Origin of the sequence: Pseudomonas sp. URMO17WK12:I6 (assembly GCF_003253625.1) — a bacterium.
Classification (GTDB): Bacteria; Pseudomonadota; Gammaproteobacteria; order Pseudomonadales; family Pseudomonadaceae; genus Aquipseudomonas.
In genome coordinates this window covers 376,978-403,623 of sequence record NZ_QKYZ01000005.1, presented here as the reverse complement: position 1 = coordinate 403,623, position 26,646 = coordinate 376,978, and the positions used below count along the sequence as shown (strand labels likewise).

Sequence of the window (26,646 nt, the reverse complement as noted above, 5' to 3'; positions counted from 1 at the left end):
GGCGGCATCACCTGGACGGCGACCTTCACGCCTTCGGCGGGCATCAACGACACCACCAACCTGATCACCCTGGACAACACCGGGATCAGCGACCTGGCGGGCAACGCCGGCAGCGGCACCACTGACTCCAACAACTACGCCATCGACAGCCAGCGTCCGACGGCCACCATCGTGTTGAGTGATTCGACCCTGAAACCGGGGGAAACCGCCCTGGTGACCATCACCTTCAGCGAAGCGGTGACGGGTTTCGACAACAGTGACTTGAGCGTCGCCAACGGTACCTTGAGCGCGGTCAGCAGCAGCGACGGCGGCATCACCTGGACCGCGACCTTCACCCCGACTGCCGGGGTTACCGACGCCAGCAACATCATTACCCTGAACAACAGCGGCGTGTCGGACGTGGCCGGCAACACTGGAGCGGGCACCACCAACTCGGCCAACTATGTGGTGGAAACCCAGGTGCCGACCGCCACCATCGTCGTTGCCGACAGTGCCCTCAAGGCCGGTGAAACATCGCTGGTGACCATTACCTTCAGCGAAGCGGTGAGCGGTTTCACCAATGCTGACCTGACGGTCGCCAACGGCACCCTCAGCAGTGTTTCTTCCAGCGATGGCGGCGTGACCTGGACGGCGACTTTCACGCCTGCCGCCAGTGTCACGGACACCACTAACCTGATCCGCCTGGACAACAGCGGTGTGACCAACGTGTCGGGCAATAGCGGCGTCGGCGTGACCGACTCCAACAACTACGCCATCGACACCGTGCGTCCGACCGCGACCATTGTGGTCGCGGACAATAAACTGGGTATCGGCGAAACCACCACGGTGACCTTTACCTTCAGCGAAGCGGTGTCCGGTTTCGACCTGTCCGACCTCAGCGTGGCCAATGGCGTGTTGTCCAACCTGGCCAGCAGCGACGGCGGAGTGACCTGGACCGCCACACTCACGCCGACCGCGAGCGTCAACGATGCGACCAACCTGATCCTGCTCGACACCGGCAATGTGCTCGACGCCGCGGGCAATGCCGGCGCCAGCATCGCCATCTCCAACAACTACGCACTTGATGCGACCCGTCCGACCGTCAGCATCGTGGTTGCCAATCCGGTGTTGGGAATTGGCCAGACGACACTGGTGACCTTCACGTTCAGCGAAGCGGTCAGCAACTTCGATTTGTCGGACTTGAGCGTGACCAACGGTGAACTGACCAATCTGGCCAGCAGCGATGGCGGCAAGACCTGGACCGGGACCTTCACGCCCACCGCGAACATTACCGACCCGAGCAACTTCATTGCGCTGGACACCAGCAATGTGACGGACCTGGCGGGCAACCTGGGCGCCAGCGTCGCGGTATCCAATAACTACGTGATCGACACCGTACCGACGCCACCCCCCTTGGTGTTGACACCGGTGGTCGTCGCCGATCCGCCGAACGTGCCATTGCAACCGATCATCTTCACCCCACCCACTGGCGATCTCGGCTCGCCGCTGACCTTTGCCCCGTTGTTTGAACAACGGGTGATGGGCAATGGCATTCGGCCTCTGGGCGACATTTTCATAAACCACGGGGCGCTGACGCCGAGTTTTATTGCCCAGGTATTCACCAGCAGCGACAACGGCGGCGATGGCTCAGGCCACGGCTTCCTCGGCTTTGGCGGGGGCGATGGCGGGGTCTTCGGCAGCAGCACGCTGTCGAGCCTTTTCAATCAGGCCACCAGTAGCGAGGGGGATTCGCTGAACACCTTTGGTAATCAGTCAATCAGGGCGGGGGATGTTTCCCAAGGGCTGCGCGGCGTGTTTGGCGCACCGAGTCTTGGCCAGCAATTACAACAGCTCAAAGACACCGAGCAACGGCAGGTCGACAGCCTGGCCGCGGCTTTGCAACAGGTCGGCATCAGTGAAATGCAGGCCTGAAAAAATCATTAAAGCAGTGCGGCACCGGGGGCAATACAAGGATGAAAAGAAGTCATAAGTTGTTCGGCGCCAGCCTGCTGGCGCTGGCGATCAGCGGATGTGCAGTCACCAGTCAACCGATCGAACGCAGCGTCAGCCAACAGCGCGCCAAAAGCGATCTGCAAAACATGTACAAGGGTCAGGAGCCCCTCAGCGGCCCGCTGACCCTGCACCAGGCCATGGCCCGCGCGGTGAAATACAACCTCGAAGGCCGGCTCAAGATCATGGAAGAAGCCCTGGCCAAGCGCCAACTCGACCTCGCCAGTTTCGACATGCTGCCGCGCATGGCGCTGGATGCCGGTTACGTGGGGCGCAACAACGTCAACGCCTCCAGCAGCCAGAGCGTGCGTACCGGCACCCAGTCTCTGGAACCGTCGACCTCCCAGGACCGCGACCGTGACGTGGCGGACCTGACCATGGTCTGGAACGTGCTCGACTTCGGCGTCAGCTACATCAGCGCCAAGCAGCAGGGCGATCAGCGGCTGATCGTGCAGGAACGTCGGCGCAAGGTGATCAACACCATCGTCCAGGACGTGCGCTCGGCCTATTGGCGAGCCGTGGCCGCCGAACGTTTGCTCAAGCAAATCGACAGCCTGATGGCCCGGGTCGATACCGCCCGTGAGAATAGCCAGAGCATGAGCCAACAGCGTATCGGCGATCCGATCCAGTCGTTGGCTTATCAGCGCTCGCTGATCGAAGCCACCCGGCAACTGGAAGAGCAACGCCGCGCGCTGTCGCTGGCAAAAACCGAGTTGGCGACCCTGATCAACCTGCCACTGAATACCGAGCTGACGCTGGCGACCCAGGACGATTACGACATTCCGGAACTCAAGGTCGACCTCGCCAGCCTGGAGCAGGAAGCCCTGACCAGTCGGCCGGAGTTGCGCGAGCAGGATTACCAGACCCGCATCAGCGCGGCCGAAACCCGCAAAGCTATGCTGCGCCTGTTACCAGGGCTGGAGTTCTCCGCTGGCGGGCATTACGACAGCAACTCGTTTTTGGTGGAACAGAGCTGGGCGGATTACGGGGTGAAAGTCACCTGGAACCTGTTCAATGTGATTTCCGCACCCGCCGCGATCGATGTCGCCAAGGCCGGCGAAGAAGTCGCCGCGGCACGTCGTCAGGCAATGTCCATCGCAGTGTTGGCCCAGCTTTACGTGGCCAACGCCAACTACCGCGAAGCACTGCGGCAGTTCCAGACCAATCAGCAATTGTCGAACATCGACGGGCAAATCATCGGCCAGCTGCGCAACCGCTATCAGGCGGCCGGGCTGGGCGAACTGGATCTGATCCAGGGCGAACTGAACACGTTGCAGGCCGATCTGCGTCGCGACCTGTCCTACGCTGACCTGCGCAACGCTTACGGGCAAATCTTCGCCAGCGCCGGTCTCGATCCGCTGCCGGACGAGGTGCAATCTACCGAAGTCCAGTCCATCGCCACCGCACTGGCCAATCGCGAAGCGGCATGGGCGGCGGGCAACATCTCAGTACCGCCGGTGGCCCATGCCCCGGTCCACTAACCTGCTGGCGCCGACGGCGAGCATCAGCCGTGCCCAACGGGAGGCCCGCAACGGCCATCGCGGCACGGCGATTCTGCTGACTGGTTTGCCGGCGGCGGGCAAGTCGACATTGGCCCAGGCACTGCACGCCGAGCTGTTCGAACATGGCGTGCAGAGTGTGGTGCTCGATGGCGATGGACTGCGGGTCGGGCTCAATCGCGATCTGGGGTTCACCGACAGTGATCGCCTGGAAAACATCCGCCGCGCCAGCGAACTGGCGGCGCTGTTGGTCGAGAACGGGCAGATTGTCATCCTCGCGATGATCGCGCCCTTGGTGGAGTTGCGCGAACTGTTTGCCCGACGGCTGGGCGAGGATTACCGCGAAGTCTGGTGCAGCGCCTCTTTGGCGGTGTGTGAGCAGCGTGATCCCAAAGGTCATTACGCCCGGGCTCGACGGGGTGAGTTGGCGGGGTTCACCGGTGTTTCCGCGCCTTACGAACCACCGCCGTGTGCGTCGCTGGTGCTCGATACGGGCGCGCAATCGGTCGAGGCCTGTCTTGACCGTTTGCTGACCTGGCTCGGCGAATGCGCGGTGCTGCCAAAACGATGAGCCGGCCGGCATTCTCCCGATTGCCGGTGACGGTGGATTTGCCGTTGCTGTTGCAGGCGCTGGCGGCGATCGTTGAGGACAACTGGCACGGTCACTTCAACAGCGCTTACTACACCGGCGACTGGAGCGGCGTGGCGCTGATTTCCGCGGCCGATGCCTTGACCGAGCTGGCACCCGGTCGCGGTGAACCTCGATTGCGCGAACTCTGGCGACGGGATGTTCGATGGCAGCAAGGGTTGCGGGATCTGCCGCTGCAGATCGTCTGCGCGCGCCTGTTGCGACTCGGTCCGGGCGGGCGTATCCATGAGCATCGCGACTATGACCTGGGCGAACCAGATGCGGACTTGCGCCTGCACATCCCGCTGCTCAGCCCCTCTCAAGTGGACTTCATGCTGGACGGCCAGCGCATGCCGATGGCCGCTGGCGAGTGCTGGTACCTCGACCTGGCGCGACCTCATCGCGTAGACAATCGCGATACCCAGACACGAATTCATCTGGTGCTCGATTGCCGGCCCGGTGCCTGGCTGGAGCAGGCGATTATCGATGGGGTGGCAACCACGCCGTCGCCGCTGGTCGGTGATCAAGCTTTAGAGCAATTCAACGCACTGCTGGCCGGCGATCCGCAGCTGTGCAAGTCCTTGCAGGGATTGCGGGACAACGAAGCCTTTGTCGCCCGCACTCTGGAGCTGGCCGCCGAGCGTGGCCTTGTGTTTACCCGTGAAGAGCTGCGCGCGGCGATGCGCGATGCGCGATGGTCGCCGCCAGTGGACTGAACAATGGAGCGCCTGAACCTCGAAGGCTGGTTGCCAATTCGCGTGTGGCAAGAGGCCGGGCAATGGCAAGTCGATTGGTGCTGGTTCGGTGACACGCGGCTGCATCAGCCGTTTTTTCGTGACGCCGTGGAGGATGCGCTGCGGTTGCCGTTCAATCAGGCGTTTCGTCGAAAAACGGCACTGTCGACCCTCACGGACTGGCAGGTTTGCAGCCCCGGTCTGACGCCGAGCGCCTTTATCTTTCACTCCTCCCGCTGTGGCTCGACCCTGGTCAGCCAGATGCTGGCGCGACTCGACAACCACATTGTCATCAGCGAACCCCCGCCACTGGACGCGTTGCTACGCAGCGATTTGCCTGCTGTCGAGCGCCGTGCGGCGATCAAAGGGTTACTGTCGGCCTACGGGCAATGTCGACGTGGCGTGGAGCAACGGTTGGTGATCAAACTCGACGCCTGGAACATCGGTGAGCTGCCGTTGCTGTGCGAGTGCTTCCCTGAAGCACCGTGGCTGTTTCTTTATCGCGATCCGCTGGAGATTGCTGTCTCGCATCTGCGTCGCCCGGGCGTGCACATGGTGCCGGGGATGATCGGCGCCAGTGTGCTGGATGACGAATCTCCATTCAGCGGCCGTGAGGATTACATCGCTCGGCGGTTGGGGCAATTGCTGGCGTCGGGGTTGGCGCAATGCCAGGCATTTGGAGGCTGGGCGGTGAATTACAGCGAACTGCCGCAGGCGATGGCGGGGCGGTTGGCGGCGTTCTTTGCGTTGGACATCGAGCAGCGCCGGCAAGTGTTTGCAGCGGTGGGGCAACATGCCAAGCAGCCGTCGCAGGTGTTTGTCGGCGACGGCGATGACAAGCGTCGCGAAGCCTCGGCGTTGCTTCATGAACGGGTGGAGCGCTGGGCGCGGGAGCCGTATGAGGCGTTGGAACAATTGCGCAAAATATAATCTTATTGTGGCGAGGGAGCTTGCTCCCGCTGGGGCTGCGTAGCAGTCGCAGATGTTGGGGCCGCTTCGCGACCCAGCGGGAGCAAGCTCCCTCGCCACAGGTTATCGGTGGATCAGGATTTTGACGACAAATCCGCCATCCCCTTGAGCAATTCGATCGGCAGCGGGAAGACGATGGTCGAACTCTTGTCACCGGCAATCGAACTCAGCGTCTGCATGTAACGCAGCTGCATGGCTCCCGGCTGGCGCCCGAGCATTTCGGCAGCCTGCATGAGTTTTTCCGAGGCCTGCAATTCGCCTTCGGCGTGGATCACCTTGGCCCGGCGTTCCCGTTCCGCTTCGGCCTGTTTGGCGATGGCGCGAATCATCGATTCGTTGAGGTCTACGTGCTTGATCTCGACGGTGGCCACCTTGATGCCCCAGGCATCGGTCTGGGCATCGAGCACTTGCTGGACGTCGACGTTCAGCCGTTCCCGTTCGGCCAGCAATTCATCGAGTTCATGTTTACCGAGCACCGCCCGCAACGTGGTTTGAGCCAGTTGGCTGGTGGCCATGAGAAAGTCTTCGACCTGAATGATCGCCTTTTGCGGATCGAGCACGCGAAAATACAGCACTGCATTGACCTTGACCGAGACGTTGTCGCGGGTGATCACGTCTTGTGGCGGTATGTCGAGCACCACGGTCCGCAGGTCGACACGAACCATTTGTTGAACCGCCGGAATCAGCAGGATCAGACCCGGGCCCTTGACCTGCCAGAAGCGTCCGAGCTGGAACACCACGCCGCGTTCGTATTCGCGCAGAATGCGGAAAGTCGACCCCGCCAGTGCAATCAGCAATAACAGCAGCGCGGCAAAACCCAATTGCAGACCCATGACTATTCTCCACCCGGTGCCGCGTCAGTCGCGGCCACTTGCAGCAGTAGACCCTTGCGTGCCACCACCCGGACCTGTTGTCCCGGTTTCAGCGGTGTGGCACTCATGACTTGCCATTGTTCGCCTTGCAGGTGCACCCAGCCGACATAAGCGTTGCCAGCCTGCAACGACGTTATCGGCGTCACGCTGCCCAGCAATTCGGCGTCGCCACTGAAGTTGCGGCGCGGTCGGGTTTTCAAGGCGCGAATCAGCAGGAAAATCAGCAGCAGTGCGCTGATCAGCCCCAGGACGATGATCAAGGGAACAGGCACTTCGGCATCGGTCAGAATCAGTGCGCCGATCACGAACATCACAATGCCGCCAAAACCGACCACGCCGAAATTGGGCAATGCCGCCTCGGCGATCATAAACGCGATGCCAAAGGTGATCAGCCAGATCCCGATCGGGTCGGGAACCAGCACTACAACGGTGTCCGCTGCGAAAACCGGTCCGCTCAGGGCCAACAGCAGCGCAATTACACAGCAACGAATGTTCACTTGACCCTCCGGGAGAGTCATCCGTCCGCGAGCCGTTCGTGGCTCTGTGTACAAGTCTAGTTGAGCCTGTGACTGTATGAATTTTGACCAGTTGTTGACCGCCTCCGACGGGCGGATTTCCCGCCGGATTCCACCCGCGGGCCTAGACTTTTAATGGAGAGAAAAAATTCTAACCATCGTCCGCCATTCGTTGTTGCGGACACCGAGGTGCATCATGCGTATGGCAAAAACCGTGCAGACCAGCCTGGACAAGGCGCACTGCGAATATGACATCGTTTCCCATCCGCACTCGGCCAGCAGCCTTGAAACGGCGCGGCTCGCAGGCATTCCTGCTGAACGGGTGGCCAAATCGGTGATCCTCGACGATCGCCACGGGCATTACTTGATGGCCGTGCTGCCCGCCAGCCGTCACCTGGACCTGAGCAAAGTCCGTGGCAGCAGCGAATGGCAAGTCACCCGGGAAAGCAACCTGCCGCACCTGTTCGACGATTGCGAACGCGGCGCCGTGCCTGCATTGGGCGAATCCTATGGCCTGGACATGGTCATCGACCCATTGCTGACCCGGCAGCAAGACATCTACCTCGAAGCCGGCAACCACAACAACCTGGTACACATGAGCGTGCCTGAATATCTGAAAATGGTGCCGCATGCCGAGGTCTGCGAGTTGAGTCAGTCGGCGTAACCGCCGTCATCGCGGGCAAGCCCACCTCCACAGGAATTGCAAAAAACCTGTGGGAGCGGGCGTGCCCGCGAATGGCCGCGTCGCGGTCACCCTCATTCAGCCATCACGAAGGAGCCCCACATGGAATCCCCCACCCACAGCCTCCCGGCCCTGTTCAAACAACTCGGCCTGCCTGACGACGCCGAAAGCATTGATAAATTCATCGCCACCCATTCACCGCTCAAACCCGAACTACACCTCGCGGACGCGTTCTTCTGGAGCGAGAGCCAGGCAGAGTTACTGCGTGAGGAAATTCTGGATGACGCGGATTGGGCGGAGGTGGTGGATCAGTTGGATGTAATGCTGAGGAAGGGGCGGGGGGTGTAAAAAAATCTGGAGAAAAATGGCGAAATGTAAAAAAAACTGGTGAGTGGTAAAAAAAACTGGGCAGAAACTGAGTTTGTTAGCTTTTTCCGCGTCTGGCCGTTGCTCGCCAATTTGTTTCAAAACTTGACCAACTTTCCCCTCGAATGCCATATTGATAGTTAGCAAACTAACATTGTGTGCATTCCCTCGTGCCAAAGAACCTCGCCGCTCTCCAGATGAACATCAGCAGCTCCATGGTGGTGGCCGCCAGGCATTGGCGGAAGATCTGCCAGACCACGCTGGTCAACTATGGAATCTCCGAAGCCTGCGCCGTCCCGCTGTTGATGATCGGGCGTTTGGGCGAGGGTGTGCGGCAGGTGACGGTCGCGCAGGCGGCGGGGATGGAGAGTCCGTCGATGGTGCGCTTGCTGGATCAGCTGTGCCATGCCGGTTACGTCTGCCGTACCGAAGACATTCATGACCGACGCGCCAAATGCCTGAGCCTGACCGCGACCGGTCGCGAGTTGGTGCAGGCGGTCGAAGCTGAGTTGGTGCGTTTGCGCCAGGACGTGCTCGAAGGCATCGACCAGAGTGATCTGGAAGCGGCACTGCGGGTACTCAAAGCCTTCGAAGCGGCCAATCATCTGCCGGTGGTTCAGCCTTGAGCGGTTTTTTCACCGGCGTGCCCCCGGCGCGAGACTGGTTCTACGGTGTGCGCACGTTTGCGGCCTCGATGATTGCGCTGTACATCGCCATGCTCATGCAAATGCCACGTCCGTATTGGGCGATGGCCACGGTGTACATCGTTTCCAGCCCGTTCCTCGGCCCTACCAGCTCCAAGGCGTTGTATCGCGCGGCGGGTACCTTGCTCGGTGCGGCGGCGGCGGTGTTTTTTGTGCCGATGTTCGTTCAGAGCCCTTATGTGCTGGTGGTGGTCATCGCGCTGTGGACCGGGATTTTGCTGTTCCTGTCCTTGCACCTGCGTACCGCCAACAACTACGCCTTGATGCTCGCCGGTTACACCTTGCCGCTGATCGCCTTGCCGGTGGTGGCTAACCCTTTGGCGGTGTGGGACGTGGCCGAGGCGCGGACCGAAGAGATCTTTCTCGGCATCGCCTGCGCGGCGGTCGTCGGCGCCATGTTCTGGCCACGGCGGCTGGCGCCGGTGTTCAACGACTCGGTGAACAAATGGTTTGCCGATGCTTCGACCTACAGCCTGCGCTTCCTCAGCCGCAATGTGCAGCCGGAGGAAGTCAGCGCCTTGCGTTCATCGATGGTGGCGAACTTCAACAGTCTGGAATTGATGATCGGTCAGCTGCCGCACGAGGGCGCGCGAGCGCAAACGGTGCGCAACACCAAGGAGCTGCGCGGTCGGATGATTCATCTGTTGCCGGTGATCGACGCCCTCGACGATGCGCTTTATGCCCTCGAGCGGCGCACGCCGGAGCTTGTGGATAAGTTCGCGCCACTGCTGACCGCAACCACCGAATGGCTTGACCACAAAGACGCTGATCTCGACCGTTGGCAGGCCCTGAAAAACCGGCTCGAAGCGTTGCAACCAAGTGCCGAGGCGCTGGACGATCGCAAGCAGTTGCTGTTTTCCAACGCGCTGTATCGCCTCGGCGAGTGGATCGACCTGTGGCAAGACTGTCGCAGCCTGCAATACGCCATTCAGTGTGAGAGTCAGGACAACTGGCGCGCGGTGTATCGGCACTGGCGGCTGGGGCGACTGTCACCGTTTCTCGACCGTGGTTTGATGCTCTATTCGGCGGCTTCTACGGTCACCGCGATCATCGTTGCCTCGGTGTTGTGGATTCTGCTCGGCTGGACCGACGGCGGCAGCGCGGTGATCCTGGCGGCGGTGGCGTGCAGTTTCTTTGCGTCGATGGACGACCCGGCGCCGCAGATCTACCGGTTCTTTTTCTGGACCGCGATGTCGGTGCTGTTCGCCGGCCTTTATCTGTTTCTGATCCTGCCGAACCTGCATGACTTCCCGATGCTGGTGCTGGCGTTCGCCATCCCGTTCATTTGCGTCGGCACCCTGACAGTGCAGCCGCGTTTTTATCTGGGGATGTTGCTGACCATCGTCAACACCTCGTCCTTCATCAGCATTCAGGGCGCCTACGACGCGGATTTTCTCAGTTTCACCAACTCCAACCTGGCCGGGCCCATAGGGTTACTGTTCGCGTTCATCTGGACCCTGATCGCCCGGCCATTCGGTGCGGAACTGGCGGCCAAGCGCCTGACCCGTTTCAGCTGGCGCGACATCGTCGGCCTGACCGAGCCGGCCACGCTGGCCGAACACCGGCACATGGGCGTGCAGATGCTCGATCGCCTGATGCAGCATTTGCCGCGACTGGCCATGACCGGCCAGGACACCGGCATCGCCCTGCGCGAAGTGCGCGTGGCCCTGAATCTGCTGGACCTGCTCGCCTATTCGCCGCGAGTGCCGGGTGCGCCGCAAGCGCTGCTGCGCCAGGTGGTGGCTGAAGTCGGCGAGTACTTCAAGGCGTGCCTCGAGGCTGGCGAACGTCTGCCGGCGCCGAGTCCGTTGCTGATGACCCTCGATCGCACCCGCCGCGCCCTCGGCGGCCAAGGTGATGACGAAACCCGTCTGCATTTGCTGCACGCCTTGAGCGGCCTGCGTCTGGCGCTGTTGCCGGGCGTCGAGTTTGTCGGCACGGGCGAACTCGAAGAACCGCTTCCCCATGGCATCGATGGAGCGCCTTTATGATCGGTGATCTGGATATCAGCGGGGTGTTCCTGCCCACGCTGCTGGTGCTGATGGGCATTACCTATGTGTTGTTCCTATTGGTGCACGGGGTGCTGACGCGCCTGCACTTTTACCGTCTGGTCTGGCACCGGGCATTGTTCAACGTGGCTCTCTACGCTGTGCTGCTCGGCGCCGTGGACTCACTCAGTCGATACCTGATGACATGAAAAAACCTTTATTGACCCTCGGCCGTGTGGTCCTGACGTTGTTGATCGTGACCTTCGCGATTGTCGTGGTCTGGCGCATGGTCATGTATTACATGTTCGCGCCCTGGACCCGGGACGGGCACATCCGTGCCGATATCGTGCAGATTGCCCCGGATGTATCGGGGCTGATCCAGCAAGTGGAGGTGCGCGACAACCAGTGGGTGAAACGCGGCCAGGTGCTGTTCAGCATCGATCAGGACCGCTTCAAGCTGGCCCTGCGCCAAGCCAAAGCGGCGGTCGCCGACCGTCAGGAAACCTTGGCCCAAGCCCAGCGCGAGGCCAAGCGTAACCGTGGCTTGGGCAATCTGGTCCCGGCCGAGCAACTGGAAGAAAGCCAATCCCGGGTGGCGCGCGCCGAAGTGGCGTTGATGGAAGCGCAAGTGACGGTGGACAGCGCCCAGCTCAACCTCGACCGCTCGGTGATCCGCAGCCCGGTGGATGGCTACGTCAACGACCGGGCGCCGCGCTCTCAGGAGTTCGTCAGCGCCGGGCGCCCGGTGTTGTCGGTGGTCGACAGCAATTCCTTCCACATCGACGGCTATTTCGAAGAAACCAAACTGGACGGCATTCATGTCGGCCAGAGCGTCGACATTCGAGTGATCGGCGACCGTGCGCGCCTGCGCGGGCATGTCGAAAGCATCGTCGCCGGCATCGAAGACCGTGACCGCAGCAGCGGCAGCAACCTGTTGCCCAACGTCAACCCGGCGTTCAGTTGGGTGCGGCTGGCCCAGCGGATTCCGGTGCGAATCGCTTTCGATGAGGTGCCGGAAGATTTCCGCATGATTGCCGGGCGTACGGCCACCGTGTCGATCATCGACGATCAAATCGGGGGGCCGGCGAAATGAGCAGGGCCTCGGGTTTGGCGGTTGCCGGATTGGGCTTGTTGCTGTCGGCCTGTCAGGTAGTGGGGCCGGATTATCACTTGCCGGACGAGGCCGCCGTGCACCGTGAAGACTTTCAGGGCGACCTGGCGGTGAACGGCAAACATGTCGTCTCGGCACCGGTGCCCGCCGATTGGTGGCGGTTGTATCAGGATCCGCGTCTGAACCAATTGGTGCAGCAGGCCATGGCCTCCAACACCGATTTGCGGGTGGCGGCGGCGAATCTTTCGCGGGCTCGCGCTCAGGTCGACGAAGCGCAGGCGGCGGGCGGTTGGAGCGGCGGCGTGAAGGTCGGCGCCCAGCGTTTGCAGGAGTCCGGCGAAGCATTCTTGATACCGGAAAAAGTGCCCGTGGCCAACGTCGGCGATATCGGCATCACGACCTCGTATCAGTTCGACTTGTTCGGCACCTTGCAGCGCGGCATCGAAGCGGCCAAGGCCAATGCCGATGCGACCCAGGCGGCAGCGGACATCGCGCGCATCACCCTGGTGGCCGATGTGGTGCGGGCTTACACCCAGGTCTGCGCGGCCAACGAAGAGCGGGAGATCGCGCAGCATTCCCTCGACCTGCAAGCCCAGAGCACCTCCCTGACCCAGCGCTTGCGCGATGCCGGGCGCGGCGATGAAACCCAGGTCACCCGTTCGCAAACCCAATTCAAATCCTTGCGCGCCGAATTGCCGCGTTATGAAGCCGCACGTCAGGCCGGGTTGTTCCGCTTGTCGATGCTGCTGGCCAAACCGGTCGAGCAACTGCCGGCGGGCACCAGCGACTGCGCCGAGCTGCCGAAAGTTACCCAATTGTTGCCGGTGGGTGACGGCGCCACTCTGCTCAAACGCCGACCAGACGTGCGCCAGGCCGAGCGCAAGTTGGCGGCGGCCACCGCCGGCATCGGCATTGCCACCGGCGAGTTGTACCCGGACATCAGCATCGGCGCGACCGTGGGCACGGTCGGCACCCTGGAAAACCTTGGCAAACCGTCGACCAATCGCTGGGGCTTCGGTCCGTTGCTGACCTGGACCGTACCGTCCAACGGCTCCCGCGCGCGAATCCGTGAGGCCGAGTTCGCAACCCAAGGCGCGCTGGCGCATTTCGATGGCGTGGTACTCAACGCCATCCGCGAGACTCAGACCGGCCTGGCGCAATACTCCGCGCAACTTCAGCGCCGCGATGCGTTGGCGGACGCCGAACAGTCGGCGCAATTGGCGGCGGACCAGACCCACCGCTTCTTCCAGGCCGGTCGCGCGTCGTTCCTGGCGGACTTGCAAGCCACCCGCACCTACACCGATGCACGGGCGCAACTGGCCTCGGCCAACACCCAGGTCGCCATGAGCCAGATCGATCTGTTCCTCGCCTTGGGCGGCGGCTGGGAAAGCGGACGAACGCAAGGCTCACAACCCGGCAAACCCTGAGGCCGTTGCTATGCTTTGATTTGATGGGGTCGCGCGGCGAACCCGTCGATCAAGGCTTGCGTTGGTCATGGGGATCTAATAATGAAAAACCCTTACGCTCCCGGCTTCTGGTGCGCCATTGCGGCATTGGTTTTGCTGTCGGCCACCTATTTCTATGGCGTCATGCTGGCCCACCAGATCGACAAGGCGCTGATATTCCTCGACAGCGCGGCGGCACTGATCGCCGTGATGGCCATCGTGGTGGTCGCCTGGGCTTCCCTCCAGAACCAGCGCATCAAGAAACGACAACTCGAACAAGGCAAAACCCTGGTACTGATCTGGGACACCAAGGTGGCGTTGCGTCGGGTAGAAACGGTGTTCGACCGATATTTCTGGGGCAGTTACTGGCAACCGGGTCGCACGTTTCAGGAAGTCATGGGCGAACTGACCGGCACACCACTGGAAAAAAGCCTCGAAACCTTGAAGAAGCAATGCCAGGCGCTGGACAAGCAAGTGGCCGACGAGGGCTGGCACTGGCTCAACAATGCCCGAGAACTGTCCGATGTCGCCAACGCCATGGCCCGCGAACGCTATCAACTGGATTTCTGTGACCCACGCGCGGAAGTGACTGGCGGGGCGGTGATCAATCGGGATTTTGAAGTGCTGGTGTATACGTGGACCGCGCGGCTAAAAAGTTTTGATCATCAGCTTGATGAGATCGAGGTTCAGTATTCGTAAGGTTGTATTGGCAGGGCTGCTCGCGAAGGCGATTGAACGATCGCCGAAACTCTCCCCCTGCCAGTTGTCCACAGGCCGCCGCATCCCATGGACACTCTTTCACCTTTAATCATTGGGCCGCCCTGCGGCGCAAATGCTAATCTCCTCGCCACTTTCAGCGCAGTCGTGACCGCGACCCGTTATGGGTTCAGGGAAGACGACCACACTTTCAACAATGGACATTGATCGGGTACTTCATGAATAAATCAGCAGGCGTGCTTCTAGGAATTGTCGTGGCCATCGGTGCAATCAGCGCGGGCGGCGCCTGGTACACCGGCAGCAAACTTGATGGGGTGCTGAACAGCTCGATCGCCGACGCCAACAAAGAACTGCATGCCGCGCTGGCAGGTTCCAACGGCACGGCGTCGCTGGAGCTGGTGTCGCTGGAGCGTCATGTGTTCAGTAGTACCGCGCACTACCGCCTCAAGGGCGAGGGCGAGATGTTTGGTGAAGCACCGATGGAGATGCTGTTCGTCGACCGCATCGAACACGGCCCGCTGCCGTTCTCGCGCCTGGTATCGTTCAAGTGGTTGCCAGTCCTGGCCACCAGTCACTATGAGCTGGAAAAAACCCCGCTGACCGAAAAGTGGTTCGCCGCCGCCAAGGACAAATCCCCGGTCAAGGGTGTGGTCAACATCGGCTACGACAACTCCACCAAGGGCTCGCTCGAATTCCTGCCGCTGGAAGCGGCACTGGATGACAAGTCCAACCTGACGTTCTCCGGGTTGAAACTCGACGTGGCCGCCAGCGCCCAGGCGCAAAAGGTCAAGGCCGACGGTTACATGGACAGCCTGAAGCTGACCACTGTGGCTGAAGACCAGACCCCGGTTCAGGTCGAGCTCAACGGCTTGACCCTGGCCAGTAACCTGAACAAAAGCACCTACGGCTATTACGTCGGTGACAACACCCTCGAGCTGACAAACAGCAAAACCACCTTTGGCCCCAAGCAATCGGTACTCGGTTTCAAGAACTTTGAAATGAAGAATCAGACTGGGGAATCAGGCACCAACGCTTCGGGGCGTGCCGATTACAAGGTCGGTGAAGTGTCCTTGAACGGCAAGGTTATCGGCTCTGCGCAGATGGCCATGAGCCTGAAAAACCTCGACATCCCGTCGACGATGTCGCTGATGCAGATCTATCAGACCAAACTGCAACCGTACGAGCGGGCCGCCGCCGAAGCCACTGCCGCCGGCCTGCCGGCGCCGCCGCTGAACCTGACCCCGGCCGAAGAGGCACAGGTCAAGACCGGTCTGGAGAAACTGCTGGCCGCAGGTCCCCAGGTGGCCCTGGAAAACCTGTCGTTCAACACCAGCAACGGCGAAAGCCGCGCCAACCTGGTGCTGGACCTGACCAAACCGCAATCCATGGACCTGCCGCCGGACCAATTGGTCAAGCAGTTGATCGCGTTGCTGGAACTCAACGTACTGGTGTCCAAGCCAATGCTCATTGATTTGCTCACCGTGCAGTCGCAAATCGACGGTCAGACCGATGCCAAGCTCATCGCCGATCAGGCGAGCGCAACCGCCGACATGTTCAGCAGCATGGCGGTCGGTACGCAACTGGCAAAACTGGACGGTAACAACGTCGTCACCAAGTTGCATTACGCCAACAATCAGGTGGACTTCAACGGCCAGAAAATGACCCTCGAAGAGTTTGTCGGTTTTGTGATGAGTAAGCTCGGTGGCACTGGCGACGTCACCATCCAGTAAAACCGCAGGCTTCAGCGCAACGCCCGGCCTCTGCAACACGCAGACGCCGGGCGTTTTGCTGTCTGGGGTTCCGAAACGGGGTGAGGGGAGGCCCGTCACGAATCTGAAGAAATATTGTGTCTTGAATTATTGACTACGCTTGCATGCAAGACTGCTTCGATAAAGCTTGGCCGGGTCTTTCGATCCGGCTTTCCGTCACAAGTGGGCAAGGGGCATTGCGACCCGGCTGGCCATGTAAGGATGCTGACGAATGCCGCGTATTGCTGGTCCCTTTATTCACCGTGGGCTGCGCCCCTTGTTTCGCGTTGCGCTGTGCGGCCAATTGTTGTGGCCGGTGCTGGCGCTCGCCGATACCCCTTACGATCAAATGGTTCGCGATGCGCGGGCCGGCAACTACACGCCTGCGCTGACGGTGTTGCGCCAGGTGCCGGTAAGCCAGGCCTCCACTGGCCAGATCAGCGATCACTTGCAGATCGCCAGTTGGGCCGGTCTGGATGCCGAAGTGGTACAGGTCTATGAAACCCAGGGACGTGATCGAGCGTTGCCGGTCCAGGCCCTGACTGCCACCGCGCGGGCCTATCGCAACCTCAAGCGTTGGGACTCGGCGACCCAGGTGTACAACAAGGCCCTGGCTCTTGAACCGCAAAATGCCGACCTGCAGCTGGGCCTGGCGATGACCCAGGCCGACGCCGGTAAACCTGACGAGGCGGTTGCCCGCGCCAGGGCTCTGGTGGCGGCGAAACCGGATGATCCTGGCCGCCGTCTGGCTTTGGCCTACGCCTTGACTCGCGCCGGTGCCACTTACGATGCGTTGTTTGAATACGACCAGGCCTTCACCCGCGCCGGCAGCAAACCCGAAGTCGCTCGGGAATACGTGATTGCCCTGCAACGCGCTCGTTTGCCGGAGCCGGCCTTGCGCCTGGCGCGTCAGCGGCCGGGGTTGATTGATCCGGTCACGCAACGCCGTCTCGAAGGTGACCTGGCCGCCGAACGCGTGCGCCTGGCCGAACTCGCCACCCGCAGCGAAAAAGAACGTTATGTGATCGCCGATCGGGCCCTGGCCGACTACGACCAGTTACTGGCGACCTGGACGCCGGACCCTGCGGCCCACGATGACGTCATCCGCTGGCGAATCGACCGCATGGGCGCCCTCAAGGCCCGAGCGCGCACCGCCGATGTGATCACCGAATACCAGAAGCTGCTCGCCGAAGGCGTGAAGATTCCGACCTATGCCCTGCGTTGGGTGGCGTCGTCCTATCTGGATCAGCGTCAGCCGGAAATCGCCACCGATTTGTATCGCCAGGTGCTGGTAGCGCCGGATGCCGATGTCGGCGATCGCCTGGAAGACAGCACCGCGCTCTATTACGCCCTGCTCGAAAGCGACAAGGCCGATGATGCGCGCAAGGTCGCCGAGGACCTGGCCAAGACCCAAAAGCCACGGGTCGAGCTCAAGGGCTTGCCGGTGGGCAACCCCAACGATGAATGGATGGACGCGCAGCAACTCGCCGCCCAGGCCGGCACCTACGGCGCCGACCTGCCATCGGGCGAGCAGCGTTTACAGGCGTTGGTGGATCAGGCGCCGGGCAACATCGGCCTGCGCCTGGCCCAGGCCGATCTGTACCTGGCCCGGGACTGGCCACGACGCGCCGAGAATCAGCTCAAGGAAACCGAGAGCATGGCCCCGCGGGATATCGGGCTGGAAGTCGCTCAGGGCCACACTGCCATGGACCTGCAGGAATGGCGGCAGATGGATGCGCTGACCGACGATGTGGTCGCGCGTTTTCCGGACAACCGTCAGGTGCAGCGTTTGCAGCGTCAGCGTGCGGTCCATGATATGGCCGAGCTGCGAGTGCAGGCCTACGGCGGCAAGAGTTATGGCGGCGGCAACGGCGATGTCGGGGCGGTCAACGGCAGCCGCGATTTCGGCATCGAAACCACGCTGTACAGCCCGCCCATCGATGAAGACTGGCGCCTGTTCGCCGGTGCCGGCTACGCCACTGGCGATTTCCAGGAAGGCACTGGTCACCATCGCTTCCAGCGTGTCGGGCTCGAACGCCGGACCCGCGACATGTCCCTGGAAGCGGAAGTTTCCAACCATTCCTACGGCTTTGGCGATAAACAGGGCGCGCGCCTGGCGATTGCCCGAGACATCGACGATCACTGGCAGTACGGCGGCAGCCTCGAATACCTGTCGGCACAAACGCCGTTGCGAGCGTTGAACAGCGACATCACGGCCAACGGCGGCAGCGGTTTTATCCGCTGGCGCGCCAATGAAAGCCGTGAGTGGAGACTGGCGGTCAGCCCCTCGCACTTCAGCGACGGCAACAACCGTATCGAAGCTGTGCTCACTGGTCGCGAGGGCATTTATCGCGCGCCGGGGCTGCAAGTCGACCTCGGTCTGGAAGTCGGCAGCAGCCATAACTCCAAGTCCGACGACGTGCCGTACTTCAACCCCAAATCCGACTTAAGCGTGCTGCCGACGGTGAACGTCAATCACGTGCTCTACCACCGCTACGAAACCTCCTGGAGCCAGCAGTTCCAGGCCGGTGCAGGCACTTACAGCCAGCGCGATCACGGCACCGGCGGTATCGCCCTGCTGGGCTACGGCCAGCGCTACAGCTGGAACGACGTGTTCGAGGTGGGCGGCCTGCTGAGCGTGATCAACCGGCCATTTGACGGTGACCGGGAAACCGATCTGCGCCTGCTCGTCGACCTTACTTACCGCTTCTAGAAGAGTTTGAAGATGCCTTTTATTTCGCGTTTCATCCTCCTGCTGGGAGTGCTGTTGATCAGCGCCTGTGCCCAGCAAGCCCCAGCCTTCGCACCGCCGTCCGAACGCCCGGTGTCGGCCAATGAAAAGCCGTGGCCGAAAAACCATGTATTGGGGATCGCTTACCACGATGTCGAAGACCGCGACCCCGATCAGGCGGTGGTGGCCGTGCGCACCGAGCGCATGATCGAGCAACTGGCATGGTTGCGGGAGAACAACTACCAACCGGTCACCGTTGACCAGATCATCGCCGCTCGCAATGGCGGCCCTGAATTGCCGCCACGGGCGATCCTGCTGAGTTTCGACGACGGTTATTCGAGTTTCTACACCCGCGTGTTGCCGGTGCTGCGTGCCTATAACTGGCACGCCTTGCTGGCGCCGGTCGGGGTGTGGATCGACACGCCGCCGAACCAGCCAGTCGACTTCGCCGGCACACCGCGCAAGCGTTCGGATTTCCTGACCTGGGAGCAGATCCGCGAGATTTCCCGGTCTGGCCTGGTGGAAATCGCCGCCCACACCGACGCCAGCCACAAAGGCGTGTTGGCCAACCCGCAAGGCAACCTGCAGCCGGCGGCCGCGACCCGGCGCTATGACGCCGCCACCGGTCGCTATGAAACCGAAGCCCAATTCCAGGCCCGGATGCGCGCCGACGTAGCGGCCATCTCGGAGAAGATCCGCAAGGTCACTGGTTACAAACCGCGAGTCTGGGTCTGGCCGTACGGCGTGGCGGATGGCACCTCGCTGCAAGTGATCAACGACCAGGGTTATAAGATGGCTCTGACACTGGACGACGGCCTCGATGCCCTCGACAACCTGATGAGCAGCCCGCGCTTTCTGGTGGCCTCGGACCCGGATGGCGAACACTTCGCCAACAGCGTCGTCGCGGTGCAGGCCGAATCGCCGATGCGCGTGGTGCATGTGGACCTGGACAACGTCTACGACCCGGACCCGGCCCAACAGGAAATCAACCTCGGCAAACTGATCCAGCGCATGGCCGACATGGGCGCCAACACGGTGTTCCTGCAAGCCTTCGCCGACCCTGCGGGCGATGGCCTGGTGCATTCGCTGTACTTCCCCAACCGCCACCTGCCGATGCGTGCCGATATCTTTGACCGTGTGGCCTGGCAGCTGCGCACCCGGGCTCACGTCAAAGTTTTCGCGTGGATGCCGGTGCTGAGTTTTGCCCTGGATTCGAAGCTGCCGCGAGTCACTCGCTGGGACCCGAAAACCGGCACCACGTCGATCGATCCGGACCAGTACAAGCGCTTGTCACCGTTCGATCCGAACGTGCGGCGCATCATCGGTGAAATCTACGAAGACGTGGCCCGCCTGACCTCGGTCGACGGCATCCTCTATCACGATGACGCGGTGCTGTCGGACTTCGAAGACGCCGGCCCCGAAGCCCTGAAAATCTATGCCGCCAACGGTCTGCCCGGTTCGATTGCCGCCCTGCGCGAGGATCCGGCCACCCTGCAACGCTGGACGCGGTTCAAGAGCCGCTACCTGATCGATTTCACCCATGAGCTGACCGCCAAGGTTCGCGCCATTCGCGGCCCGCAAGTGAAAACGGCGCGCAATATTTTCGCCGAGCCGATGCTCAACCCCGAGAGCGAAGCCTGGTTTGCGCAGAATCTCGACGACTTCCTGGGCGCCTACGACTGGACGGCACCGATGGCCATGCCACTGATGGAAAAACAGAGCCATCAGCAATCCGGCCCCTGGCTTGAAGCACTGGTGGCGACGGTCAAATCGCGCCCCGGCGCCCTCGACCGCACGGTGTTCGAATTGCAGGCCCGCGACTGGACGAAAAATAAACACGCCGACATCGACGGCGGGCAGCTGGCTGACTGGATGGGCCGCCTCAAGCGTCAGGGCGCCACCAGTTTCGGCTACTACCCAGACAACTTCCTCGAGAACCAGCCGGACCTGAAAGCCGTGCGGCCGGCGCTCTCCAACAAGTGGAATCCATAACATGCTGGACAGACTTCTGGCCCTATTGGTTCTGGCGATCGTCCTGGGGGTTCCCCTCGGGCTGATCTTTCTGGTCACCGGGCAATTCCTGATGGACTTCGTGTTCTTCTACCCACTGTTCATGTCGGGGCTGTGGATCGCCGGCGGCCTGTATTTCTGGCTGCACTGGGAGCGGCACTGGCCGTGGCAGGACGACACCTTGCCGCCACCATTGGCCGGCGAACCGCTGATCTCGATCCTGATCCCTTGCTACAACGAAGGCGACAACGCCGCCGATACCATCCACGCGGCGCTGGCCCAGCATTACCCGAACATCGAAGTGATCGCGATCAACGACGGCTCCAAGGACAACACCGCCGCGGTGCTCGACGCACTGGCGGCGCAGGATCCGCGTTTGCGGGTGCTGCACCTGGCGGAGAACCAGGGCAAGGCCGTTGCCCTGCGCATGGGCGCCATCGCGGCGCGCAGCGAGTACCTGGTGTGCATCGACGGTGACGCGCTGCTGGCGCCGAACACCGCGGCCTATCTGGTGGCGCCGATGCTCGACAACGCGCGACTGGGCGCCGTGACCGGCAACCCGCGAATCCGCACCCGTTCGACCCTGATCGGCCGGGTACAGGTCGGCGAGTTCTCCTCGATCATCGGCCTGATCAAGCGTACCCAGCGGGTGTTCGGGCGGATCTTTACCGTCTCTGGGGTGATCGTCGCCTTCCGTCGTACGGCCCTGAACCGGGTCGGCTACTGGAGCCCGGACATGATCACCGAAGACATCGACATCAGTTGGAAGCTGCAACTGGATCACTGGAGCATTTTCTACGAGCCCCGCGCGTTGTGCTGGATCCTCATGCCGGAAACCCTCGGCGGCCTGTGGAAGCAGCGCTTGCGCTGGGCCCAGGGCGGCGCCGAGGTGTTGTTCAAGAACATCCGGGGCATCTGGCAATACCGCCATCGTTACCTGTGGCCGCTGCTGTTCGAATACTGCCTGTCCACCGGTTGGGCCTTCACCTTCCTGTTGTCGGTGATTTTCTGGGGTGTCGGCAACTTCGTCGAAATGCCGCCCGCCATTGCCGTCCATCACCTGATGCCGCCGGCCTTTACCGGGCTGCTATTGGCGGTGGTTTGCCTGGTGCAATTCGCGGTCAGCATCATGATCGATCGCCGTTACGAAAAAGGGCTCGGCAGGACCATGTTCTGGGTGGTCTGGTACCCGCTGGTGTTCTGGTTCATCAGCCTGCTCACCACCCTGGTCAGCTTCCCCAAAGTGCTGTTTGGCCAACATCAGAAGCGCGCGCGGTGGGTCAGTCCGGACCGGGGCATCAAGCCGCTGGATGACGATGAAGAGGAGGTCATCAAATGAAAATCATCAGAACCCGGCAGCGGCCATTTTTGGTCGTTCTCGATGTTTTCTTCACCGTGCTGGCCTGGATCGGGCTGCTGTATTTGCTGGCGCGGGGTTTGTGGCCGCTGATCGATACCCATGACGGCCCGCGCATCGATGGGTCGTTTTTCGACGCCCTCGGCACGTTGCAGATTTACCTGTGGGTGGCGCTGGCGAACGCGGTGATCCTGATTGGCTGGGCGCGTTATCAACAACGCAAAAGCAAGAGCTTCGCCCAGCGCCGTTTGCCGGCGCCGGTGGTGGACGATCAGGGGCTGAGCAAAAGCTTCAAGCTCACCGGCGACCGGCTGGCGAAACTGCGCGCACCGGGCTCGATGACTATTCACAACGATCAGGAAGGCGATGTCAGCCATGTCGTTACGCACTTCACCCCGGTCGACCCGTCTCAACTGCCGCCGCCCTTGGCGCCATTGGAGCATCCACTGGTGATCCGCCTGCCGGCCGAAGATGATGACAACCGCGAGCCGATAAGCCACATCTGAGCCTGACGCGTTGCGGACGTGCGTCAGGCAAAATCCCGAACCAGGCGCCACGCCTCGTCCATCGACAGCGGTTGTTTCATCCGTTCGGCGAGCATCGCCATGGCCCGTTCCTGATCGCAGGCAACGGCCGCCGCTACCACGCCGTTTTTGGCGAACAGGCCAATAAACGGTGGATGCTCTGGGTCGCCTTTGAATTCAACCTCGTCCCAGGCCTCGGCGTGTCCGAGGTAGTCGTAGTTTTTGCCGAAGTGCCAGGTCCAGAAATACGGCACGTCGAGGTAGCGTTCGTCGCCGCCGAGCATATTCGCCGCTGCAATCCGCGCCTGTTGCTGGGCCAGGCGCCAGTGTTCGATCCGTTGGGGCTGGCCATTGAGCGGGAAGGTCGCGATATCGCCGACGGCCCAGAGCCCGTCGGTCACGCGCATGCCGCCGTCGACCTTCAATGACTGATCTTTTTCCTTCGGCAGATCGGTAAACGGGGTGGTCGCCGGGGTGACGCCAATGCCGACCAGCACCAGATCCGCCGGCAAGCGCTGGCCGTTGTCCAGCAGCACCGCTTCGACTTTGCCTGTGCCTTCGATCTTCGCCGCTTCGCCATCGGTATGAAACACCACACCATTGGCCTCGTGCAGGGCACGAATCGCCTTGCCGACGGCCTCGCCGAATTGCGCCTCGAAAGGGATGGCATGGCGGGTCAGGACGGTGACATCCAAGCCGTACTGACGCAGGGATGAAGCGGATTCCAGACCAATGAAGCTGCCGCCGACAATCACTGCCCTTTGACCCGGTTTTGCGGTGGTCAGAATCTGCTGCGCCTGCGCCTTCGAGCGCAACACGAACACCTGCGGCAGATCGGCGCCTGGCAGCGACAGGGATTTTGGTATGCCGCCGGTGGCAATCACCGCGGCGTCATAGCTCAACGATTGACCATCGGCCAGGCGCAGGGTCCGGTTCGGTGCATCCAGGCCCATCACATCGCTGTTTATCCGTTCGATGCGCTGTTCCCGATAAAAGTCTTCATCGCGCAGCGGCGGAACTTCGTCCGGTGGCATTTCCCCGGCAATCACGAATTTGCTCAATGCCGTACGGTCGTATCCGGCTTCGGGCTCACGGTCGATCAGTAGCACCCGACCGCCGAAGCCTTTCTCCCGCAGCGCCGCCGCGCAGGCCGTCCCCGCTGCACCGGCGCCGATGATCGCAAAGGTCCGCTTATCATCCTCCGGCGGTGTGCTGGGGCCGGGCATCGGCTGGTCGTCGACCCAGACCTCATCGTCGCGCAACTCCAGCGGATAGCGCCGCAGACTGTCCAGGGAAGGTGGCTCGCACAGCGCGCCGTCTTCGAGCCGATAAGCCGCCTTGTGCCACGGGCAGATCAGTCGGCCCTCACACAGCGCACCTTTGGCCAAGGGAGCCCCGGCGTGGGGGCATCTGCCCTGATAGGCGCGCAATTGATCGCCGACCCGCAGCAAGACGATTTTCATCTTGTCGATCCGGACTTCAAGGCCACGCTCGAGGGGCACATCGGCGAAACGGGCGACGCGGTGCAGTGCCATGATCGATCTCCAGGCAGGTATTTCACTTAGGAGTTTGGCGCTTATTCCCAGGTTCAGCCAATTCCCACTGCCACCGCACGAACGGTCCGGCTATAGTTTGCGTGCCGACGACGGCCCCACCCCGCACAAGGTGCTCCGGTATGACCCGATTGACCTCTTTGAACCCTTGGCTGGCGGCCGTTGCAGTCGCCCTTTGCGTGCAATTGCCGGCGCAGGCCCAGGAGCGTTTCACCCTCAGCATCCCCGGCGTTTCGGACAATCGGCTGTTCACGTCGGCGGAGGCCAGCGATGCCAGCGGTTGCGGCGGCAAGAATCAGTCTCCGGCCCTGAGCTGGAGCGCCGGCCCCCAGGGCACCCTCAGCTACGCCATCGTCATGCACGACCCGGACGGCCAGAAAGGCCTGGGCGTCGATCACTGGATTCGTTACGGCATCAAGGCCACGACGCGGCAGATCCCGGCCGGTGTCGGCACTAAATCCACCCTCGAAGGCGTGGGTGGCACCAACATCAAAGGCACCACCACCTACATCGGCCCGTGCCCGCCCATCGGTGACAGCACCCATCACTACATCATCCAGATCTACGCCCTGGACCTGGCGCCAGAAGCCTTGCCCGCCGGCCTGACCCGCGCGCAGCTGCTGGAGCAGATCAAAGGCCATGTGTTGAAAAACAGCAGCGTGGTGCGGCGTTATCACCGCTGAAGATTTTTCACGTCGGCTTAACCCGAACCCGGCGGGCTGTCCGTCTCAGAGGATGAATGAGTCAATTTCCTCCTGAGGTCAGCCCCCATGTCCCTTCCTCTGCATGTCCTCCGCCCGGCCGCCCAGGGTTTCGCCGCCGGGTTGCTGCTGGCCGTTGCCGGTTGCGGCGGTTCATCCACACCACCCTCTGAGACGGGCAACCCGGCAGCGGTTGCGCCTCCGGCTCAAAATGCGCCGAAAACCGAAGCATTGGTGCGCGAAGCGGCCATGGCGGACACCGCGATGGCCAAGCGCAGCGCACGACCTGGCCCGTTGGTCGCTTTCGCGCCAGTGCCGGCCGGTGAGGCTTATCCACAGGGCTATCGGGATGAACAGCGCGAGCAATATCAGGCGCTGGCCGATAACCCGATTCACAGCGTGGCCGAAGCGCCGGTCTCGACCTTCAGCGCCGATGTCGATACCGGCGCGTACGCCAATGTCCGGCGCTTGCTCAATCAGGGGCGTTTACCGCCGGAAGGGGCGGTGCGGCTGGAAGAGATGGTCAATTACTTCCCCTACGATTACGCCTTGCCCACCGACGGCTCGCCATTTGGCGTGACCACCGAACTGGCGCCGTCACCCTGGAACCCGCATACCCGATTGCTGCGTATCGGCATCAAGGCATCCGATCGCGCGGTGGCGGAATTGGCCCCGGCGAACCTGGTATTTCTGGTGGACGTGTCCGGCTCCATGGACCGTCGCGAAGGCCTGCCTCTGGTCAAAAGCACCCTGAAATTGCTGGTCGATCAATTGCGCGAGCAGGACCGGGTTTCGCTGGTGGTCTACGCCGGAGAATCCCGTGTGGTGCTGGAGCCGACTTCCGGACGGGAAAAAGCGAAAATTCGTACCGCCATCGATCAATTGACGGCGGGCGGCTCGACCGCCGGCGCATCGGGTATCGAACTGGCTTACCAAATGGCGCAACAGGCGTTTATCCCCAAAGGCATTAACCGCATCCTGCTGGCCACTGACGGTGACTTCAACGTCGGTATCAGCGACTTCGACAGCCTCAAGCAAATGGCTGTGGATAAACGCAAGACCGGCGTGTCCCTGACCACCCTGGGTTTTGGTGTGGATAACTACAATGAACACCTGATGGAACAACTGGCCGACGCCGGCGACGGTAACTACGCCTACATCGACAACCTGCGCGAAGCGCGCAAAGTGCTGGTGGATCAACTCGGCTCAACCCTGGCGGTGGTGGCGAAAAACGTGAAGCTGCAGGTGGAGTTCAACCCTGCTCAGGTCAGCGAATATCGGCTGTTGGGTTATGAGAACCGCGCCTTGAAGCGTGAGGATTTCAGCAACGACAAAGTCGACGCCGGAGAAATCGGCGCAGGGCACACGGTGACGGCGCTGTATGAAATTGTGCCCAAGGGCGAGAAGGGCTGGCTGGAACCGCTGCGCTACGGCAATTCCGGGGCAGAAGTTTCCGCAAAAACCGGAGAATTGGCGATGCTGCGGGTGCGTTATCAGTTGCCGGAAGGTGGGAACAGTCGCTTGATCGAGCGGCCAATCCTGAAGGGGGAGGCCGGTAAACTCTCGGCCGCCAGCGATGACCTGCGCTTTGCCGCCTCCGTCGCTGCCTTTTCCCAGCAGCTCAAGGACGGGCGCTACACCGGTGATTTCAGCCTGAAAGACACCGAAGCCCTGGCCCGTGGCGCACGGGGTGATGACCCGTTTGGCCTGCGTGGTGAGTTCGTGCAATTGGTGGAATTGGCGCAGAGCCTGCGAACCTCCACCGCCTCGAATCAACCGCCCAACGACAACCGGATAGAGTGA

Annotated in this window: 22 protein-coding genes and 1 pseudogene; 20 read left to right on the top strand and 3 right to left on the bottom strand. The window is 61.8% G+C overall.

Translation table 11 applies throughout. The features are described from left to right. The 5 genes and pseudogenes from F475_RS12370 to F475_RS12350 all read left to right on the top strand — a co-directional run. Positions 1–1,911: Ig-like domain-containing protein (locus F475_RS12370; RefSeq protein ID WP_256597107.1), on the top strand; the 1,911-nt coding region annotated here is incomplete at its 5' end. A 41-nt stretch (positions 1,912–1,952) separates the two neighbouring features. After that, positions 1,953–3,470 carry a TolC family protein gene (locus tag F475_RS12365; RefSeq protein WP_111454008.1) on the top strand — a complete coding sequence of 506 codons (1,518 nt, stop codon included), beginning with the start codon at positions 1,953–1,955 and terminating at the stop codon, positions 3,468–3,470. Continuing rightward, entirely contained in the window at positions 3,454–4,059 is a 606-nt protein-coding gene (cysC, locus tag F475_RS12360) for an adenylyl-sulfate kinase (RefSeq protein ID WP_111454007.1), read from the top strand. Before F475_RS12365 ends, cysC begins: the two co-directional genes overlap by 17 nt. Next, a pseudogene (locus F475_RS12355) lies at positions 4,056–4,848 on the top strand (aspartyl/asparaginyl beta-hydroxylase domain-containing protein). The gene cysC and the pseudogene F475_RS12355 overlap by 4 nt, the downstream one beginning before the upstream one ends. After that, complete coding sequence (locus F475_RS12350) at positions 4,836–5,780, top strand: sulfotransferase family protein (protein ID WP_111454006.1); 945 nt, start codon at positions 4,836–4,838, stop codon at positions 5,778–5,780. The pseudogene F475_RS12355 and the gene F475_RS12350 overlap by 13 nt, the downstream one beginning before the upstream one ends. 113 nt (positions 5,781–5,893) lie before the next feature. Here F475_RS12350 and F475_RS12340 read toward each other — a convergent pair whose 3' ends face one another. Together F475_RS12340 and F475_RS12335 are read right to left on the bottom strand one after the other, a co-directional pair. Continuing rightward, on the bottom strand, positions 5,894–6,652 hold the full coding sequence (locus F475_RS12340) for a slipin family protein (RefSeq protein ID WP_111454005.1): 759 nt from the start codon (positions 6,650–6,652) through the stop codon (positions 5,894–5,896). A gap of 2 nt (positions 6,653–6,654) precedes the next feature. Further along, positions 6,655–7,188 carry an NfeD family protein gene (locus F475_RS12335; protein ID WP_111454004.1) on the bottom strand — a complete coding sequence of 178 codons (534 nt, stop codon included), beginning with the start codon at positions 7,186–7,188 and terminating at the stop codon, positions 6,655–6,657. A gap of 214 nt (positions 7,189–7,402) precedes the next feature. Here F475_RS12335 and F475_RS12330 point away from each other — a divergent pair, with 214 nt between their 5' ends. The 13 genes from F475_RS12330 to pgaD all read left to right on the top strand — a co-directional run bounded on the left by F475_RS12330 (position 7,403) and on the right by pgaD (position 22,571). Next, on the top strand, positions 7,403–7,870 hold the full coding sequence (locus tag F475_RS12330) for an aminoacyl-tRNA deacylase (RefSeq protein ID WP_111454003.1): 468 nt from the start codon (positions 7,403–7,405) through the stop codon (positions 7,868–7,870). Between the two features lie 120 nt (positions 7,871–7,990). Next, positions 7,991–8,236, top strand: coding sequence for a DUF2789 domain-containing protein (locus tag F475_RS12325; protein WP_007940999.1), 246 nt, complete (start codon positions 7,991–7,993; stop codon positions 8,234–8,236). A gap of 215 nt (positions 8,237–8,451) precedes the next feature. Next, the gene (locus F475_RS12320) at positions 8,452–8,880 is read left to right on the top strand and encodes a MarR family winged helix-turn-helix transcriptional regulator (RefSeq protein ID WP_111454002.1); all 429 of its coding nucleotides are present in this window, start codon (positions 8,452–8,454) and stop codon (positions 8,878–8,880) included. Next, the gene (locus F475_RS12315) at positions 8,877–10,949 is read left to right on the top strand and encodes an FUSC family protein (protein WP_111454001.1); all 2,073 of its coding nucleotides are present in this window, start codon (positions 8,877–8,879) and stop codon (positions 10,947–10,949) included. Before F475_RS12320 ends, F475_RS12315 begins: the two co-directional genes overlap by 4 nt. After that, positions 10,946–11,155 (top strand): DUF1656 domain-containing protein, encoded by a 210-nt coding sequence (locus F475_RS12310; protein ID WP_018929385.1) that lies wholly within the window; start codon positions 10,946–10,948, stop codon positions 11,153–11,155. The genes F475_RS12315 and F475_RS12310 overlap by 4 nt, the downstream gene beginning before the upstream one ends. Beyond that, positions 11,152–12,039 (top strand): HlyD family secretion protein, encoded by an 888-nt coding sequence (locus F475_RS12305; RefSeq protein WP_064615762.1) that lies wholly within the window; start codon positions 11,152–11,154, stop codon positions 12,037–12,039. Before F475_RS12310 ends, F475_RS12305 begins: the two co-directional genes overlap by 4 nt. After that, positions 12,036–13,484: an efflux transporter outer membrane subunit gene (locus F475_RS12300; RefSeq protein WP_111454000.1), complete on the top strand. Its 1,449-nt coding sequence runs from the start codon at positions 12,036–12,038 to the stop codon at positions 13,482–13,484. Before F475_RS12305 ends, F475_RS12300 begins: the two co-directional genes overlap by 4 nt. Positions 13,485–13,565: 81 nt before the next feature. Beyond that, positions 13,566–14,201: a hypothetical protein gene (locus F475_RS12295; protein ID WP_019651562.1), complete on the top strand. Its 636-nt coding sequence runs from the start codon at positions 13,566–13,568 to the stop codon at positions 14,199–14,201. 236 nt (positions 14,202–14,437) lie between these two features. After that, positions 14,438–15,949 carry a YdgA family protein gene (locus tag F475_RS12290; RefSeq protein ID WP_064615766.1) on the top strand — a complete coding sequence of 504 codons (1,512 nt, stop codon included), beginning with the start codon at positions 14,438–14,440 and terminating at the stop codon, positions 15,947–15,949. Positions 15,950–16,199: 250 nt separating this feature from the next. Further along, positions 16,200–18,680 carry a poly-beta-1,6 N-acetyl-D-glucosamine export porin PgaA gene (gene pgaA, locus F475_RS12285; RefSeq protein ID WP_111453999.1) on the top strand — a complete coding sequence of 827 codons (2,481 nt, stop codon included), beginning with the start codon at positions 16,200–16,202 and terminating at the stop codon, positions 18,678–18,680. A 12-nt stretch (positions 18,681–18,692) separates the two neighbouring features. After that, the gene (gene pgaB / locus F475_RS12280; RefSeq protein ID WP_111453998.1) at positions 18,693–20,690 is read left to right on the top strand and encodes a poly-beta-1,6-N-acetyl-D-glucosamine N-deacetylase PgaB; all 1,998 of its coding nucleotides are present in this window, start codon (positions 18,693–18,695) and stop codon (positions 20,688–20,690) included. Between the two features lies 1 nt (position 20,691). Then, a complete protein-coding gene (gene pgaC, locus F475_RS12275) occupies positions 20,692–22,047 on the top strand; it encodes a poly-beta-1,6-N-acetyl-D-glucosamine synthase (protein ID WP_018929378.1) in 1,356 nt (451 codons plus the stop codon). After that, positions 22,044–22,571 carry a poly-beta-1,6-N-acetyl-D-glucosamine biosynthesis protein PgaD gene (gene pgaD / locus F475_RS12270; protein WP_111453997.1) on the top strand — a complete coding sequence of 176 codons (528 nt, stop codon included), beginning with the start codon at positions 22,044–22,046 and terminating at the stop codon, positions 22,569–22,571. Before pgaC ends, pgaD begins: the two co-directional genes overlap by 4 nt. Before the next feature lie 23 nt (positions 22,572–22,594). Here the strand turns inward: pgaD and F475_RS12265 are convergent, their stop codons facing one another. Next, positions 22,595–24,124 (bottom strand): apoptosis inducing factor family protein, encoded by a 1,530-nt coding sequence (locus tag F475_RS12265; RefSeq protein WP_111453996.1) that lies wholly within the window; start codon positions 24,122–24,124, stop codon positions 22,595–22,597. A 140-nt stretch (positions 24,125–24,264) separates the two neighbouring features. Here F475_RS12265 and F475_RS12260 point away from each other — a divergent pair, with 140 nt between their 5' ends. Continuing rightward, the gene (locus tag F475_RS12260; protein WP_018929375.1) at positions 24,265–24,825 is read left to right on the top strand and encodes a YbhB/YbcL family Raf kinase inhibitor-like protein; all 561 of its coding nucleotides are present in this window, start codon (positions 24,265–24,267) and stop codon (positions 24,823–24,825) included. Between the two features lie 87 nt (positions 24,826–24,912). Continuing rightward, complete coding sequence (locus tag F475_RS12255) at positions 24,913–26,646, top strand: VWA domain-containing protein (RefSeq protein WP_111453995.1); 1,734 nt, start codon at positions 24,913–24,915, stop codon at positions 26,644–26,646.